At 36.2% G+C, this 16,893-nt stretch carries 12 protein-coding genes; 10 read left to right on the top strand and 2 right to left on the bottom strand.

What is annotated here, in order from left to right; all coding sequences use genetic code 11:
- Positions 1 to 69: 69 nt before the first annotated feature.
- Entirely contained in the window at positions 70 to 1,893 is a 1,824-nt protein-coding gene (locus BUR19_RS03145; RefSeq protein ID WP_074233465.1) for a RagB/SusD family nutrient uptake outer membrane protein, read from the bottom strand.
- Positions 1,894 to 1,904: 11 nt separating this feature from the next.
- Positions 1,905 to 5,195 carry a SusC/RagA family TonB-linked outer membrane protein gene (locus tag BUR19_RS03140; RefSeq protein WP_074233464.1) on the bottom strand — a complete coding sequence of 1,097 codons (3,291 nt, stop codon included), beginning with the start codon at positions 5,193 to 5,195 and terminating at the stop codon, positions 1,905 to 1,907.
- 792 nt (positions 5,196 to 5,987) lie between these two features.
- On the opposite strand from BUR19_RS03140, the gene kduI reads away from it, so the two are divergent.
- The 10 genes from kduI to BUR19_RS03090 all read left to right on the top strand — a co-directional run bounded on the left by kduI (position 5,988) and on the right by BUR19_RS03090 (position 16,767).
- The gene (gene kduI / locus BUR19_RS03135) at positions 5,988 to 6,824 is read left to right on the top strand and encodes a 5-dehydro-4-deoxy-D-glucuronate isomerase (protein WP_074233463.1); all 837 of its coding nucleotides are present in this window, start codon (positions 5,988 to 5,990) and stop codon (positions 6,822 to 6,824) included.
- 116 nt (positions 6,825 to 6,940) lie between these two features.
- Positions 6,941 to 7,726: a gluconate 5-dehydrogenase gene (locus BUR19_RS03130; RefSeq protein WP_074233462.1), complete on the top strand. Its 786-nt coding sequence runs from the start codon at positions 6,941 to 6,943 to the stop codon at positions 7,724 to 7,726.
- Between the two features lie 37 nt (positions 7,727 to 7,763).
- On the top strand, positions 7,764 to 9,173 hold the full coding sequence (gene uxaC / locus BUR19_RS03125; protein WP_074233461.1) for a glucuronate isomerase: 1,410 nt from the start codon (positions 7,764 to 7,766) through the stop codon (positions 9,171 to 9,173).
- 263 nt (positions 9,174 to 9,436) lie between these two features.
- Entirely contained in the window at positions 9,437 to 9,784 is a 348-nt protein-coding gene (locus BUR19_RS03120; RefSeq protein ID WP_027383858.1) for a cupin domain-containing protein, read from the top strand.
- Between the two features lie 38 nt (positions 9,785 to 9,822).
- The gene (locus BUR19_RS03115; protein ID WP_074233460.1) at positions 9,823 to 10,827 is read left to right on the top strand and encodes a sugar kinase; all 1,005 of its coding nucleotides are present in this window, start codon (positions 9,823 to 9,825) and stop codon (positions 10,825 to 10,827) included.
- An 11-nt stretch (positions 10,828 to 10,838) separates the two neighbouring features.
- Positions 10,839 to 11,288: a YhcH/YjgK/YiaL family protein gene (locus BUR19_RS03110; RefSeq protein WP_074233459.1), complete on the top strand. Its 450-nt coding sequence runs from the start codon at positions 10,839 to 10,841 to the stop codon at positions 11,286 to 11,288.
- Positions 11,289 to 11,293: 5 nt separating this feature from the next.
- Positions 11,294 to 11,953, top strand: coding sequence for a beta/alpha barrel domain-containing protein (locus BUR19_RS03105; protein ID WP_074233458.1), 660 nt, complete (start codon positions 11,294 to 11,296; stop codon positions 11,951 to 11,953).
- 29 nt (positions 11,954 to 11,982) lie between these two features.
- A complete protein-coding gene (locus BUR19_RS03100; RefSeq protein ID WP_074233457.1) occupies positions 11,983 to 13,509 on the top strand; it encodes an MFS transporter in 1,527 nt (508 codons plus the stop codon).
- 4 nt (positions 13,510 to 13,513) lie between these two features.
- A complete protein-coding gene (locus tag BUR19_RS03095) occupies positions 13,514 to 14,971 on the top strand; it encodes a tagaturonate reductase (protein WP_074233456.1) in 1,458 nt (485 codons plus the stop codon).
- 182 nt (positions 14,972 to 15,153) lie between these two features.
- On the top strand, positions 15,154 to 16,767 hold the full coding sequence (locus BUR19_RS03090; RefSeq protein WP_074233455.1) for a UxaA family hydrolase: 1,614 nt from the start codon (positions 15,154 to 15,156) through the stop codon (positions 16,765 to 16,767).
- The last annotated feature ends 126 nt before the right edge of the window (positions 16,768 to 16,893 follow it).

Raw genomic sequence — 16,893 nt, 5'->3', positions numbered from 1 at the left:
GAGTGATTCTTCAAAAAAAAATTAAAAATATAATAACTTAAAAAATTCTAGTCCAGAATTTCTTATATTCTAGTAACCGTAATCTTGTTTCAGATTATAGTTTGATAGTATAATATCATCGTAGATCGGGAACAATTCTTTTCTGTTCGCTTCAAAATACTGAGCATAACCTTTCAAAGGACTGCTGATATAATCTGCAGTAACCGCAACTCTCCAGTTGACTCTTGTATAACCAGTTGGTGTACTTGCTACAGAAGGCGTATAATAAACATCTTCTCTGGTTGTCCCTGGCTGAACATATACATCTATAGCTTGCAATGCTGCCTGAGCAGTTTTTGTTCTGTCGTAAGGCGAAGCTTTGTAGTATAAATAAGAAGGGACTGATGAATACTGTCCTGTTCCATTCAATAAGTCTGTTAACTTTTGCTTTGTTTCAGCGATTTTTGTTGCTAAAAGATTCCAACGGATTAAATCATATTTTCTAAGACCTTCTCCTCCAAACTCTAACAATCTCTCGTGAACAATGTAGTTGAAAAATCCAGTTTTATCAGTTGGAATGGTTCCAGCTTGTCCTAAGTTCCCCACGTATGCACGATCTCTTACTTGCTTCACTGCGTTTACAGCTTCAGCAGAAGGAGAACCATTCAGTTCATTATCAGCTTCTGCAAACATTAATAAAATGTCAGAATATCTAAGTAACGGCCAGTCAATTGACAATTGTTGCGCTGTTCCTGTAACACCGGTCCAAGACTTTCTGAATTTTCCATCGGTACAAACAGCTCCTGTTGCTAATATCGCTTGGTTGGCATCATTAATCTGCATTGATGCTACTGTAATATCTCTTCTAACGTCGTATTTGCTAAATTCATAAAAATAAGTTGCGATAGCATTGATCCCACCACTACTTTTCCAGTTAGAACCATCACCGTGTCTCATCCCATTGTAGTAACCTATTTTACTATCTGTTGCTGCGTTACCGCCAAAAGCTCCGACTGCGAAAATCACTTCGTGCGCTGCATCTTCTGTATTGTCGTGTAATGCTCTGAAAGTTGCTTCGAAGTTTCCATTCAAACCGTGTTGTCCTTCTGTAATAATCGATTTGCACTCATCGTAAGCAATCTGATAATAAGTTTGAGAATTGGAGCCTTTAGCCATAATTCTTGGTTCTCTCCTCAAAGAATAGCCTGCCCTAGCCAAAGCTATTCTTGCTCTAAGTCCTTTCACAGCTGCCTTCGTAATTCTTGTATTACTACTGTTAGCTTCTGATCTCCAAGGAACTAGATTAGATGCCGTTTCCAAATCAGCAATGATTTTGTCATAGATGACATCTCTGTCTGTTTTTGGTAAATAAACCGACTCCAAATCTGAAGAAGGTACCATTTGCATTGGAACATCTCCCCAGTTTTTGATCAAGTCAAAATAGAATAATGCTCTTAAAGTATAAGCTTCTCCCAGATAACGATTCATTAGCTTTTTATCAGCTTCAGAGCCAGATTGCATTACTTTTGATAATGGAATATTTTTGATAACAAGATTGGCTCTTTCTATCCCTGAATATAATTTTAAGAAAGGCTTATTAAGATCTGGATTTGAAGTACAAGCGCCATAAGTACTCAGTCCTCTTCTATCATTACAGTTATAATCTCCGGACGTTTTGAAATCGTCCCCTGATTGAGGAAAATATAAACTAATTCTCTGTCCATATCCATCATCACCAATAACCTGATTGTAAACACCAATCAATGCTGTGAAGGTATCTGCAGTACTATCAAACTGCTGCTCTTCATTAGAGTTAGAAATGTTTTCTGCATCTAAGAAATTATCACAAGAAGTAACTGTAGATAAAGTAAGTGTACAACTCAATATTGCAATTAAAAGTCTATGTTTTTTCATTTTTTTTTGAATTAAAAAGTTACATCAATACCTGTTAAGAAAAATCTGCTTCGTGGAAATGCTGCATAATCTACAGCAGGAGTAAGTGTACTTTTTCTAGTACTTACCTCTGGATCATATCCCGAATAACCGGTAATTGTAAATACATTATTTGCCGTAGCATATAATCTCAAATTGGTAATACCAATAGCCTTAAGCGCATCTTTGCTTAATGAATATCCAATTGTTACGTTATTCAATCTCAGGAAAGATCCATCTTCTATCGCGTACGAATGTAAGAAATAGTTACCTCCTGTTGGTGTCCACATTGTAGTATTAGCATTAAGTGCTGCTAATGCAGTAGGATCTGTAACCTTCATACCCTCATCATTAAACCATCTCCATCTGTTGGCCATATCGCCCAGCATATTTTGGTCTGTGTACTGATATTTGGTCGTGAATTCAATTTTGTTAGCATTATAAACTTTGTTTCCAACAGAGAAGTTGAAGAACAAACTCATATCAAAATTTTTGTATTTGAAAGTTTGGTTAAAACCACCGTAGAATTTTGGCTGAGCATTTCCCAGGACTGTTTGATCTTTGTTATCGATTATACCATCTCCGTTAATATCTCTCAATTTAAGATCTCCTGGTTGTGCTGCTCTGTTTCCTAAAGCTACAGAACTGGTTGTCGGGATCCCATCTTTTAATTTATAGGTGTTATTAGTCGGATTGAAATCAAAATCGCTAACCTCATATCTACCTTCCGTTACATAACCATAGAACATCCCAACCGGCTGATTAATCTGAACTTTGAAATCGAATAAGTTATTAACCCATCCTGAAGGTTGTAAATAAAAATCTGTTCCAGACTGTGTCACTGAACCTAAACTTTTGATCATATTTCTGTTAGCGGCAAGGTTGAAATCTGTTTTCCAAGTAAAGTTTTCATTACCAACAATAATAGCTCCTAGACTGAATTCCAAGCCTTTGTTCTGAGTTTTTCCAGAGTTTTGATATTCATACTCGTAACCAGAAGTCTGAGGGATTTTTGCTAGTAATAACAAATCTTTTGTATCTGTAATATAAGCATCAATTGCTCCATAAACTCTCTTATTGAAAAGTGTAAAATCTAAACCTGCATTTTTAGAAACCGTTGCTTCCCATTTGATATTCTTATTTGCCTTAATGTTTCCTGCCGCCGCTCCTGTAATGATTCCAACTCCGCCTGTATATCCATACGTGCTGGAAGGATTGTAGAATGTATCGAACAAGAATGCTGCAATTCTATCATTTCCAGATTGACCATAACCGACACGTAGTTTAAGATCATTAACTATTTTAGAATCTTTCAGAAAGTTCTCTTCTCCAATTTTCCAAGCCAATGATGCCGATGGGAAATTAGCCCATCTGTTAGCTGGTCCAAATGAGTTAGATCCATCTCTTCTTATAGATAAAGTTGCGATATACTTGTTGTTATAAATATAATTGGCTCTTGCAAAGAAAGATGCTAGTCTATATGGAGGTAAAACACCTGCATAAGGAGCATCTTGAACCATTCCTGCTGGCGGAGCCGCAAGAATAATGTTTGCAAAAGCTTGGTTAGCGTCCATAGAAGTTGGCAACCATCTGATAGTCATATCTGTTTTATTACCATCTGTCTTTACAATTTCTTGACCTAACAGGAAATCCATTTTATGATTGCCTATTTTTTTCTTATATGCTAGCGTATTGGTATTAGTTATTCTTCTACTTTGATTGCTTGTTAACTGAACAACAGACATATCAGAGTAGATTCTAGACAAGTATGTTTTAGGACCAGAAAATTGCTGAATCTCCTGATCATTTTGCACATATCCAATGACACTTTTGAAAGTCAGATCCTTGGAGATATTATACGTAATAACTCCGTTTAAGAATAAGTTATCGGCATTATTATATTTGATCTCGTTATTAGAAAGCAACACAGGATTTACCAAGTTAGTCACTGCGAAGTCGTCTGTATCAAATTCGTCTGAACCTGTTCCAGTACCTAATCCATTTTCAAAAGGTCTGTATCGGATAACGTTTCTAAGTCTGTTTGTACTTTGAGAGCCTGCAGTTGCAGTTCCAGCACCATTGATGAAAGTTTGGCTATATCTTGCTGTCACTCCTACTTTCAATTTTTTGCTGATATCAAAATCATACTTGAAATTGGCCATATTTCTCTTATAGCCAGAATTAATCATAATTCCGTCTTCCTCAACATGGTTTAATGATAATGTGAAAGCAGAATTAGTATTACCTCCAGAGATGTTCAAATTATGAGTAAAGTTGAACGCTTCTTTTCCGAAAACTTCTTCCTGCCAATCTCTTGTCTGGATGGTTTTGTATCTATTGATTCCCGGATCTATTATCCTTCCTTCAGCATCTCTTATTTCTTCATAATTACCGTATAAACTAATAAACTTATCATGGAGCTGAGAATCGCCATCTCTATTATAAAGTTCATATTGATAAAGCACAAAGTCATAAGGACTCATGACGTCCAATTTTTTTGCAATAGTTCTTACTCCTGTATAACCATTGTAATTCACAGTAGTTTTGGCATTTTTTCTACCACTTTTTGTAGTAATTAAAACAACACCGTTTGCTCCTCTTGCCCCATAGATAGAAGTTGAAGATGCATCTTTAAGAACCTCGATAGATTCTATTTCTTTTGGAGAGATTAACGATAATGCATTGTCCATTTGGATTCCATCCACAATATAAAGAGGCGCATTATCCTGGGTGATAGAAGTTCCACCTCTCACTTTGATTTCCGGATCAGAACCTGGCGAACCTTCTCCAAATGTGACTTGAACACCGGCCATTCTACCTTGGATAGCTTCTGCAGCACTGTTCACAGGCATATCATTCAATTGATCTCCTTTTACAGAGGCAACAGAATTGGTAACATCTTTTTTAGATACAGTTGTATAACCAACCAAAACTACTTCGTCAATAGCCTTCTCTTTACTGCCATCAAATTTTGCTAAGGAAACATTAATGCTAGTCCTTCCATTAACTTCTACTTCCTGTTCTTCAAAACCTTTGGAACGAATAACAAGCGTTGCGTTCTTTGGAACGTTAAGCTCATACTGCCCTGCTTTGTTGGTCATTGTAGAAAACTTGGAGTTTCTTACAGTAACTTCTACATTTTGTACAGGTTTGTTTTGATCAGAAGTAATTTTTCCTGAAACTTTAATTAATTCTTGAGCTAATCCAAAGGCTGGTAATAAAAAGACCGAAGCAATTGTCGTTTTTATAAAAGCACTTTGAATACCTAATTTTAAACCACTCATAGATATTTTTTAGTTTTTATAATTTTAGTAATGTTTTTTACTCAAAATTGTCTTGAAAATTATGTTAAAAATGCAATCGATTGCACTTAAAATTTTAGACTTTTCTTAACTCGACTAAACTAAGATTATTTTTCAATTGGCAAATAAAAAAAAACAAATTTTTATTAATATTAATTTAACATAGCAATTATTCATAATTAAAAATAATATACAAATAATTCATTTTCAAACATTTAAAATCATATTTAAGTTAAAAATAAATCTTTAAAATTTTCTAAAATAATTTTTATTTAATAACATAATTCAATTAATCAAACCAAAAAATGACAGATATCATCAATTTTTAATTAACCAAAATTTAACTTGAAGAAGTCATTTTTGAAAAATGATACATTTTTATTACACAAAATCAAAATTTTTGTAGCTAATATTTTTTTTGACAAATATTACTCAAAAATAATCATAATTAATTAATTTTCAACAAGTTAAAATTAAACAAACCAAACAACAATATACTAAGTAATAAAAGTTGATAAAATGCAAAAAATTGCACAAATTTTACATTACAGTGCAAAATAAAGCACAAAAATAGGCATAAATAATATTAAAAAAGTATTATAAAACTAGCGCAAACTACTGATATTGAAATAATTAAAATTTATTTTAAATTTTTCTTTCTTGGTTAATATTTATATATATATTTACAGGAATTATTTATTGTGCCAAAAAGAGCATTTATCAATGCAATCGATTACACAATTAATTTTTAGTTAACATTTATATAATAAAGAAATGACAACTTCAGAGTTCAGATACGCTCATCATCCGGATGATGCAAAAAAATACACAACAGAAGATCTTAGAAGAGAATTCCTAATTAACAATTTATTCCAAGACGGACAAATCAAATTAATCTATACAATGTATGATAGATTAATTGTTGGTGGAGCAATGCCAACTGACAAAGCTTTAAAGCTTGAAACAATTGATGAACTGAAATCCGAAAACTTCCTTGACAGAAGAGAAATCGGAATCATCAACGTTGGTGGAAAAGGAAAAGTAACAGTTGACGGAACAGTTTACGAACTTAATAATAAGGAAGCATTATATATAGGAAAAGGAAACAAAGACGTAACTTTTGAAAGCGTTGATGGTGAACAAGCTTATTTCTACATCAACTCTGCACCAGCTCATCATTCTTACCCAACAAAAAAGATTACAAAAAATGAAGCTGAAATCGTAGAATTAGGAGATTCCAAATATGCGAACAGAAGAACCATCAATAAATTATTGGTAAACAGTGTTCTGGAAACTTGCCAATTACAAATGGGAATGACCGAACTGCACGAAGGAAGTGTTTGGAATACAATGCCTTCTCACACGCACACCAGAAGAATGGAAGCTTATTTCTACTTCGATTTGGAAGAAGGCCAATCGATTTCACATTTTATGGGACAACCTCAGGAAACGAGACATATTTTTCTTAAAAATCGAGATGCAGTCATTTCTCCGGAATGGTCTATTCACTCTGGCGTTGGAACTTCCAACTATACCTTTATTTGGGGAATGGCAGGAGAAAATATGGACTACGGCGATATGGATGCTGTAAAAACTGACGAATTAAAATAAAAGAAGAATATAAATTCTCGCAGATTGAGCAAATCAAGCAAATTTAAAATCAGCACAATCTGCTAAATCAGCGAGAAACAAAATATTTGAAATATTCTATCTAAAGATATTTAAAAATGAAAAATTTATTTGACTTAACTGGAAAAGTAGCTCTTGTAACTGGTGGAACGCACGGTTTAGGCTTGGCGATGGCAGAAGGTTTGGCTTCAGCTGGAGCAGAATTGGTTGTCACCAGCACTACGCCTTCCAAATTGGAAGAAGCTATCAAATATTATCAATCAAAAGGTTTCAAAGCAACAGGTTATATTTTTGACGTGACCGATGAGAAAATTGCTGCTGAAAAAGTAGCAGAAATAGAAACGAATCATAAACAAATCGATATCCTTATTAATAATGCCGGAATCATCAAAAGAATTCCAGCTCTGGAAATGGAAATTTCTGATTTCCGAAAAGTAATTGATGTGGATTTAACGGGGCCTTTCATTATGTCTCAGTTAGTCGCAAAAAGTATGATTGCCAGAAAATCGGGTAAAATTATTAATATCTGTTCTATGATGAGCGAGCTGGGTCGTGACAACGTCGTGGCTTACGCTTCTGCAAAAGGCGGACTGAAAATGCTGACAAAAAATCTGGCGACAGAATGGGCAAAACATAACATCCAAGTGAACGGGATTGGTCCCGGATATTTTGCAACATCTCAAACAGAACCAATCCGTGTGGACGGAAATCCTTTCAACGAATTCATTATCAGCAGAACACCGGAAGGACGTTGGGGAAATCCAGAAGATTTGGCAGGAACAGCTATTTTCTTGGCTTCCGAAGCAAGTCAGTTCATCAACGGACAAATCATCTACGTTGATGGCGGAATTTTAGCAACTATCGGAAAACCTTCAAACGAATAAACATTCATAATTAATAATTTATCATTAATAATTAAAAATGAGTACACTTACAAAACCATTTATCACAGATACATTTCTATTAAAGAACAAATTCGCTGAAGAGTTGTATTTCAGATTTGCTGAAAACCAACCAATCATCGATTATCATAACCACCTGCCTCCAAAAGAGATTGCAGAAAACCGTCAGTTTGAGAATATTACTCAAGTGTGGATTGGTGGCGACCATTACAAATGGAGAGCAATGAGAACAATGGGTGTGAACGAAAAATTCATTACCGGAGATGCTTCTGATAAAGAAAAATTCGCAGCTTGGGCAAAAACAGTTCCGAATACTTTGAGAAATCCGTTATTCCATTGGACACATTTGGAATTAGCAAGATATTTCGATGTTTATGATTTATTGAGCGAAAAAAATGCAGATGCAGTTTACGAAAATGTATCAGCTCAGCTTCAAACGCCTGAGAAATCTGTTCGTGGATTGTTGAAAATGAGAAATGTGGAAACGGTTTGTACGACAGAAGACCCGATTGACACTTTAGAATATCATCAAACAATCAAAGAAAACAACATCGGAATCACAGTTAGCACAGCTTTCCGTCCTGACAAAGCGATTTTGATTGATAACGAGGATTATAATTCTTACATCGATAAATTAGGCGAATCTGCAGGAATCGAAATTAATTCTTACAAGGATGTACAGGATGCGCTGATCAAAAGAATAGAATACTTTCACGCCAACGGATGCAGATTGTGTGACCACGGATTGAATAACATTTCTTTTGAAACGTTCACCGATTCAGAAATCAACTCAATTTTTGAAATTAAGAGAAAAGGACAAACCCTAACGCCACATCAGATTGAGCAATTCAAAACAGCAATTTTGTTGTTTTTGGGTGAGACTTACCATTCTTTGGGCTGGGTTCAACAGTATCATTTGGGTGCGTTGAGAAATAATAATGCAAGAATGTTGAAGGTTCTGGGACCAGATACAGGTTGGGATTCCATAGGCGATTTCAGTCAGGCTGCGAACCTTTCGAGATTTCTTAACACATTGGACTCAAAGGACAAGTTGACTAAAACAATCATCTACAATCTGAATCCTGCCGATAACGAAATTATGGCAACAATGATTGGAAATTTCAATGATGGTTCAGTAAAAGGAAAAGTTCAATTCGGTTCTGGCTGGTGGTTTTTGGACCAAAAAGACGGGATGGAAAAACAGATGAATGCGCTTTCCAATATGGGACTCATCAGCACATTCGTTGGGATGTTGACCGATTCAAGAAGCTTCCTTTCGTTCCCAAGACACGAGTATTTCAGACGTGTATTGTGTAACCTTTTAGGAAACGAAATCGAGTCTGGCGAACTTCCTGAGGATTTGGATTTGGTAGGAAAAGTTGTGGCAGATATTTGTTATTTTAACGCTAAGGAATATTTCAACTTTTAATATTGTCATCCTGAGGCTCTCGAAGGATTTCAGAATAATTAGGGCAGCTTAATCCGCCTTCCGCTCCCAATCTTTTTTGCAGAACATTTCAGTTTAAATAGAACTAAAGTACAAGCAAAAAAGGATTTCCGCTCAAGTCGGGCTGCGAGTGATTCAACGGATAAAAAGCTTACTTAAGCGAAGTGGCTTTGCGACTTTAAAAGCATTGAATTAAATAAAAAATCTTTGCGGACTTTGCGTTCAAAAAAGAATTAGAATAAAAAATGGAAACAAAACAAACATCCAAAATATATTACAAATCCGATTCAACAGAATGGGAAAAAATAGATGAATACATCGACCGCCAAATTGTCGGCTACGACGAATCTGTAATGATGGTAAACGTCCGTTTCAAAAAAGGTGGAATTGGCTACAAGCACAAACATCCTCATATTCAGGTGACTTATGTTGCAGAAGGAAAATTTGAAGTCAACATCGGAGAAGATATTTCAATTTTGAAAAAAGGCGATTCATTCTTCGTCCCTTCCAATGTTCTTCACGGTGTCGAATGTCTGGAAGACGGAATTTTGGTTGATGTTTTCAGTCCGTTTAGAGAAGATTTTATAAAGTAAAAACTCAAACCTTCGAGGTTTAGAAAAAATAAAAATTAATGAGCAAAGTTGTAACCTTTGGCGAAGTATTGATGAGATTGTCTCCGTCCGACAGCAGAATGCTGAGACAAAGCCGCGAAATGGAATTCTTTTTCGGAGGAACAGAAATGAATGTCGGTGCGTCTTTAGCAATTATGGGATGCGAAACCAGACACATCACCAATGTTTCCGATTGTTTCATCGGAGAATCAGCCATTGCAACAATGAAAAGTTACGGAATTGATACACAATTCGTCAACAGAATAGAACATCCAATTGGTTTATATTTCTTGGAAGTTGGTTCAGCAATGCGCGCCAGCAGAATTTCGTACAACAGATTAAACGGTTCTTTTGCCAACATCAAACCCGAACAAGTAGATTGGGAAAAGGCTCTCGAAGGTGCAGAATATTTCCACTGGACAGGCATTTCTCCCGGGATTTCGGAAGGTGCTTACGAAACTTTGAAGCAAGGCTTACAATTAGCCTATTCAAAAGGAATCGAAATTACAGCTGACCCAGCCTATCGTTCCAATCTTTGGAAATATGGAAAAGAAGGATTTGCAGTTCTTAAGGAACTCATCTCCTACTCTACGATTTTCATTGGTGGCGTAAACGAAATCAATGAAATCCTAGGAACATCTTTCGGTTATGATAAAGACAGTTTTATCCAAGCTGCAGAAACATTAATGAAAGAAATTCCTTCCATCAAAAAAGTATTTGATAAAACCAGAATTGGTGTGACAGCAAGTAATCAAGCAACTCAGGGAAGAGCTTTAGTTAACGGACAATATTTCGAAACAGAAAGTCTGGAAGTGAATCCCGTTGTTGACAGAATCGGAACTGGAGATGCTTTTGCAGCAGGATTAATTTATGGTTTAATCAACTTCGATGACGAGAAAGCTTTGAAGTTTGCCAATGCAGCCTGTGCTATCAAACATACAATTTTAGGCGATGTGAATTTGAGCAGTGCCAACGATATTTTGGAAGTAATGAACGGCAATTCAGGAGGAAGAATTAAAAGATAATTTAGAAAAAAATGATTATAGATACATTAGAAAATGCTTCTCAATATTCTTTGCTAAATCCATTATTTGAAAAAGCTTTCGACTATTTAAAAGACAAAAATTTAGATTCTTTAGAAGTTGGAGTTACAGAGATTGAAGAAGGTCTTCGAATGATTGTTTTTGATGAAATGGCCAAAACAAAAGAAGAAAGTCTTTCCAAATTCGAATGTCATAATCAAAATATTGATATTCAAATTTGTCTGAAGGGAATAGAAAATATTGGTTGGAAATCAAGGCAAAAATGCACAAATCCAATCGGAGAATACAATGCAGAAAAAGATGTTCTTTTTTACAATGATAATCCGGATATGTTTTTCCAATTAAACAATAATCAGTTTGCTATTTTTTATCCAAATGATGTCCACGCACCAATGATTGGAAATGGTTTCATCAGAAAAATAGTTTTTAAAGTAAAAATTTAAGAAAAATGACAAAGATTCAATTAGTTACGAACGCCATCATCAAGCAAGGACTTTTGCCTTTGTATTATAATGCTGATGAAACGGTAACTTTAGAAATACTGAAATCGCTTTACAGAGCAGGAATCCGAGCGGTAGAATACACAAGCCGAGGCGAAGCTGCATTGAGCAATTTCACAAAAATGGTAGAAATCCGAAATGTAGAAATGCCGGATATGTTGCTTGGAATCGGAACAATTAAGAATCAAAAGCAAGCAGAAGAGTATTATAATGTTGGTGCAGACTTCTTTATCAGTCCTGGAATTGTTTCTGAAGTTGCAGAATTCCTGATTCCGAAAGATGTGTTGTACAGTCCGGGTTGTATGACACCAACAGAAATCATCGAAGCTGAAAATGCAGGTGTGACCTTCGTAAAGTTATTCCCTGGAAATGCTTTAGGAACTGGATTTATGAGCGCCATCAAAGATGTGTTTCCAAACTTGAAATTTATGCCAACAGGTGGTGTTGACACAACCAAAGAAAACATCGAAAGCTGGTTTAAAGCAGGCGTTTCTGCGGTTGGAATGGGAAGCAAATTGGTAAGCAAAGAATTAATGGCTTCCAAAGATTACGCTACCATCGAAAACGAAACGAAAAAAGTATTGGACATCATCCAATCCATCAAATAATTATTGAAAACTAAATTCCTAAAACCAATATGAGTTCAGTCAAATCCTTAAAACCGAGTAATTTCAGATGGTCAATTTGTGGACTTCTGTTCATTGCTACGACCATCAATTATCTTGACAGGCAGGTTCTTTCTTTGACCTGGAAAGATTTCATACAACCCGAGTTCCATTGGAATAATAATGATTATGGAAACATCACGGCATTATTCTCAATTTTCTATGCAATAAGTATGTTATTTGCCGGGAAATTTGTGGATTGGATGGATACGAAAAAAGGATTTCTTTGGGCAATTTTCATTTGGTCGATTGGAGCTATTTTACACGCATTTTGCGGCATTGCAACTTCCGGAATCTTAACTGGAAACTGGTTTGTAGGATTTGCAGAATCAAAGGAAATTATTAGTACAGTTAATAATATTTCGCTGGTTACAAGCACAAGTGTGACGCTTTTCATCTTTGCAAGATTTGTTTTAGCAGTAGGAGAAGCTGGAAACTTCCCTGCAGCGATTAAAACCACTGCGGAGTATTTCCCTAAAAAAGACAGAGCATTTTCTACAAGTATTTTCAATGCTGGAGCGACTGTTGGAGCTTTAGCAGCGCCAGTTACCATTCCTTTTATTGCTAAATCGATGGGTTGGGAAATGGCGTTTATCATCATTGGTGCGCTTGGATTTGTTTGGATGGGACTTTGGATTTTTGTTTACAAAAAACCTCATCAGCACCCGAAAGTTAATGAACACGAATTGGCTTACATTCAACAGGACCAAGACGATGTTGTAGAAAATGCAGACGAACCTCAGAAAAAAATGAGCTTAAAACAAGCTTTTGGATACAGACAGACTTGGGCTTTTATTTTCGGTAAATTTATGACAGACGGCGTTTGGTGGTTCTACTTATTCTGGACTCCGGCTTACCTAAGTTCAGTTTACGGAATGGACAGTACGCAAAGTGCATTACCATTGTTCGTTTTGTATATGATAACCTTGGTTTCCATTGTCGGAGGCTGGCTTCCAAAATATTTTGTAGACAAAAAAGGAATGAATCCTTATGCAGGAAGAATGCGTGCGATGCTGATTTTCGCTTTCTTTCCATTATTGGCCTTGGTTGCACAACCTGCAGGAACTATTTCCTATTGGCTTCCGGTTTTGATTATCGGAGTTGCAGGTGCAGCGCATCAGGCTTGGTCAGCTAATATTTTCTCAACGGTTGGCGATATGTTCCCTAAAAAAGCAATTGCTACGATTACAGGAATCGGAGGAATGGCTGGTGGAATCGGTTCTTTCCTTATCAATAAAGGTTCTGGATTATTGTTTGACCACGCCCACAAAGCTTGGACAACTATTGACGGCATTCCACTTTTAGAAAAATATCCTGAATTCAAGGATACAAGGCTTCCTGATGATTTGTTGGTTCAATTGAAAAATTCCGGTGCTGTCATTTCAGACGGTATCGATAAAGGATATATGATTATTTTCTCAATCTGCGCAGTAGCTTATCTCATTGCGTGGTTCGTAATGAAATCATTGGTTCCGAAATATAAAATCATTAAAGAATAAAGAAATGGAATATCAAACTAAACAAAAACTTAACCGTGAAAACTCAGGTTCAACTGAGAAACTTCCAATCAAATTTTTACAGTTCGGGGAAGGTAATTTCCTTCGTGCGTTTGTAGATTATCTTATCGACAAGATGAACAAAGAAGCTGGTTTCAATGCTGGTGTAGCTGTTGTTCAGCCAACTATTGGTGGTCTTGTCGATATGTTGGAAGAGCAAGATAATCTTTACACACTTTTCGTAAGAGGTGTAAAAAAAGGACAAATCGTAGATGACCAGAGAGTGATTTCTGCAATCCAGCGTTCATTCAGTCCTTATGATAATTATGCTGAATATCTTGAACTTGCAAAAGGCGAAGACTTACAATTCATTTTATCTAATACAACTGAGGCAGGAATTGCTTTTGATGAGTCTGAAACGTCTTTAGCTTCAGGCCCTCACAAGAATTTCCCAGCTAAAGTGACTGCTTTTCTTTACGAGAGATTCAAGCATTTTAATGGAAATTCAGAGAAAGGCCTTCACATTATTCCTTGCGAATTGATTGAAAACAATGCTTTGACATTGAAGAAATATATTCTAAAATATGCTTTGCTTTGGAATTTAGGTTCAGAATTTTCTAATTGGATAGAAAACAGCAACTATTTCCATAATACTTTAGTGGACAGAATTGTTCCGGGTTATCCAAGAGAAGAAAAAGACGAATACGAAGCTAAATTGGATTATGATGATAATCTAATGGTGGTTTGTGAAGCCTTCTTACTTTGGGTTATCGAAGGTGATGAGAAATTGAAAGCTTTGATTCCGTTTGATAAAATCGATGACCAAGTTTTGGTTGTGGATGACATCACGCCTTACAGAACCAGAAAAGTTAGAATCCTGAACGGCGCTCACACAGCAATGTTAGCGTTCTCTATCCTTGACGGAAAAGAAACTGTAAAAGAAGCTATTGATGCAGACTTTGCAGGAAAATGGATTTCCGAGACGGTTTATAACGAAATCATCCCTACTCTAGACTTATCAACAGAAGAATTGACTGCATTTTCGGATGAAGTTTTTGACAGATTCAGAAACCCGTTCTTGAAGCATTTGCTTTCCAGTATTGCACTGAATTCGGTTTCGAAGTTCAAAGTGAGAGTGTTGCCAAGCTTGTTGAAATATGTTGAAATCAAGAATGAATTACCAATTAATTTGACTTTTGCATTAGCAGCGTTGATTAGATTCTATCAAGGTGAATTTGACGGAAAACAACTTCCTGTAAGCGATGACGCACCGGTTTTGGAGAGATTCAAAGAAATCTGGTCAACTAACGACCTTGGTGAAGTGGCAAAAAATGCTTTGTCAGAAGTGAGTTTCTGGGATACAGATTTGACTCAGATTAATGGACTAACTGAATCTGTTACGAAAGCTTTGCGTGCAATCGATTCCAATGGGATTGAGGAAGGGTATAAAAGTTTCATTCAGTAATTTTTGGTTCAATAATTAAACGTTGAATCACAGCAGCCCGGCCTGAGTGGAGCTCATTTTTTGCTTGGGAAAAGCTTGGCAAAAAATAGCGGGAACGGAGGACGGAAATAGCTGCCCAAACCTAACAAAGAGGTTCGACGAAGTCAAATTATTAAAAAGAATAAAGTTATAATCTGAAAATTATGCAAAAGAAAGTATTAAAAGTAAACCCGAAAGACAACATCATTGTTGCGCTGACGGATTTGCCTGCCGGAGAAATCGTGCATCTTGACGGTGCAGATTACACGGTTCTGAAAGATACGAAAGCAAAACATAAATTCGCGGCGGAAGATTTTGAGAATGGCGACCATATCATTATGTATGGCGTAATCGTGGGGAAAGCGAATCAACCTATCAAAAAAGGCGAAGTTATCACGACTGAAAACGTAAAACACGAGAGTGAAGAGGTTTTCAAAAAGACCGGAGATTTGGGTTGGACGCCACCCAATGTGGATAAATGGAAAGATAAGACCTTCAATGGATATCATCGTGCTGACGGACAAGTGGGAACCAAAAATGTTTGGTTATTTTTCCCATTGGTGTTTTGTGAAAACAAGAATATCGAGAAGCTGAAAGACATTTTCGAAAACGAATTATTACCTAAGAAGGAAGTTTCCTATAAGAATTTTCTACGCTCATTAATTGAAGAGAAAAGCGTGGAAGAAGTAGAGGATAAATCTCGAAATGAGAATCTTCTGGACAATATAGAAGTCAAATTCATCAATCATCAAGGTGGTTGTGGCGGAATTCGTCAAGATTCGGAACTGTTGGCAAAATTACTTGCCGGTTATGTAAATAATCCGAATGTAGCCGGTGCAACGGTTTTAAGTTTAGGATGTCAAAATCTTCAGGTTGATATTTTTCAAAATGCTTTGAAGGAAATGAGTCCGAACAGTGATAAAGAGATTCTAATCTTTGAACAGCAAAAAATCGGAACTACGGATAAAATGTTCCAAATGGTTATCAAAGATTCTTTCGAAGCGATAAAAAGAGCCAACAAAATAGAACGTAAACCTGCACCGGTTTCAAAATTGAGCATCGGTCTGGAATGTGGTGGTTCTGATGGATTTTCAGGGATTTCTGCGAATCCGTCTTTAGGAATTGTTTCGGATATTTTTGCGGCGTTGGGTGGAAAAACAATTTTGGCTGAGTTCCCAGAATTGTGCGGTGTAGAGCAGGAATTGATGAATCGATGTGTGGATGAAGAAAAAGCAGATAAGTTCTTATCTCTAATGAAAGCTTTTGAAAAATCCGTTGTGGATGCAGGTTCAGGATTTGATATGAATCCATCACCGGGAAATATCAAAGATGGACTGATTACCGATGCTATGAAATCTGCCGGCGCTTCTAAAAAAGGAGGAACTGCACCGATTGTAGATGTTTTGGATTATGGCGAATACATTTCAAAACCAGGTCTGAATCTATTGAACACACCAGGAAATGATGCCGAATGTACCACAGGATTGGTAGGATCCGGCGCAACAGTCGTTTTATTCACTACAGGTTTAGGAAATCCAATGGGAAATCCAATCGCTCCGGTTGTGAAAATCTCATCCAATACGGCATTGATTAACAGAATGTCGGACATTATCGATGTGAATGCCGGAACCGTAATTACGGGCGAAAAAAGCATTCAGGAAGTTGGTGAGGAGATTGTAGATTATATTATTGAACTGGCGAGCGGCAACGTAGAAACAAAAGCAGACCAACTGAAACAGGATGTATTTATTCCTTGGAAACGAGGCGTATCATTATAAATATTTGAATTTTTAAGGTTTTTATTTTTAAAGGGCATTTCTTCTTTTTTGAAGAGTGCTCTTTTTTTACCTAGGAAAGTTCTGAATAAAATCAATTTTATTAACGGCAAAAACTCAGTAATTTTG

This window comes from Epilithonimonas zeae, from assembly GCF_900141765.1.
Taxonomy (GTDB): Bacteria; Bacteroidota; Bacteroidia; order Flavobacteriales; family Weeksellaceae; genus Epilithonimonas; species Epilithonimonas zeae.
Note: the sequence above shows the minus strand (reverse complement) of the source record. Positions and strands in the feature narration are given on the sequence as shown.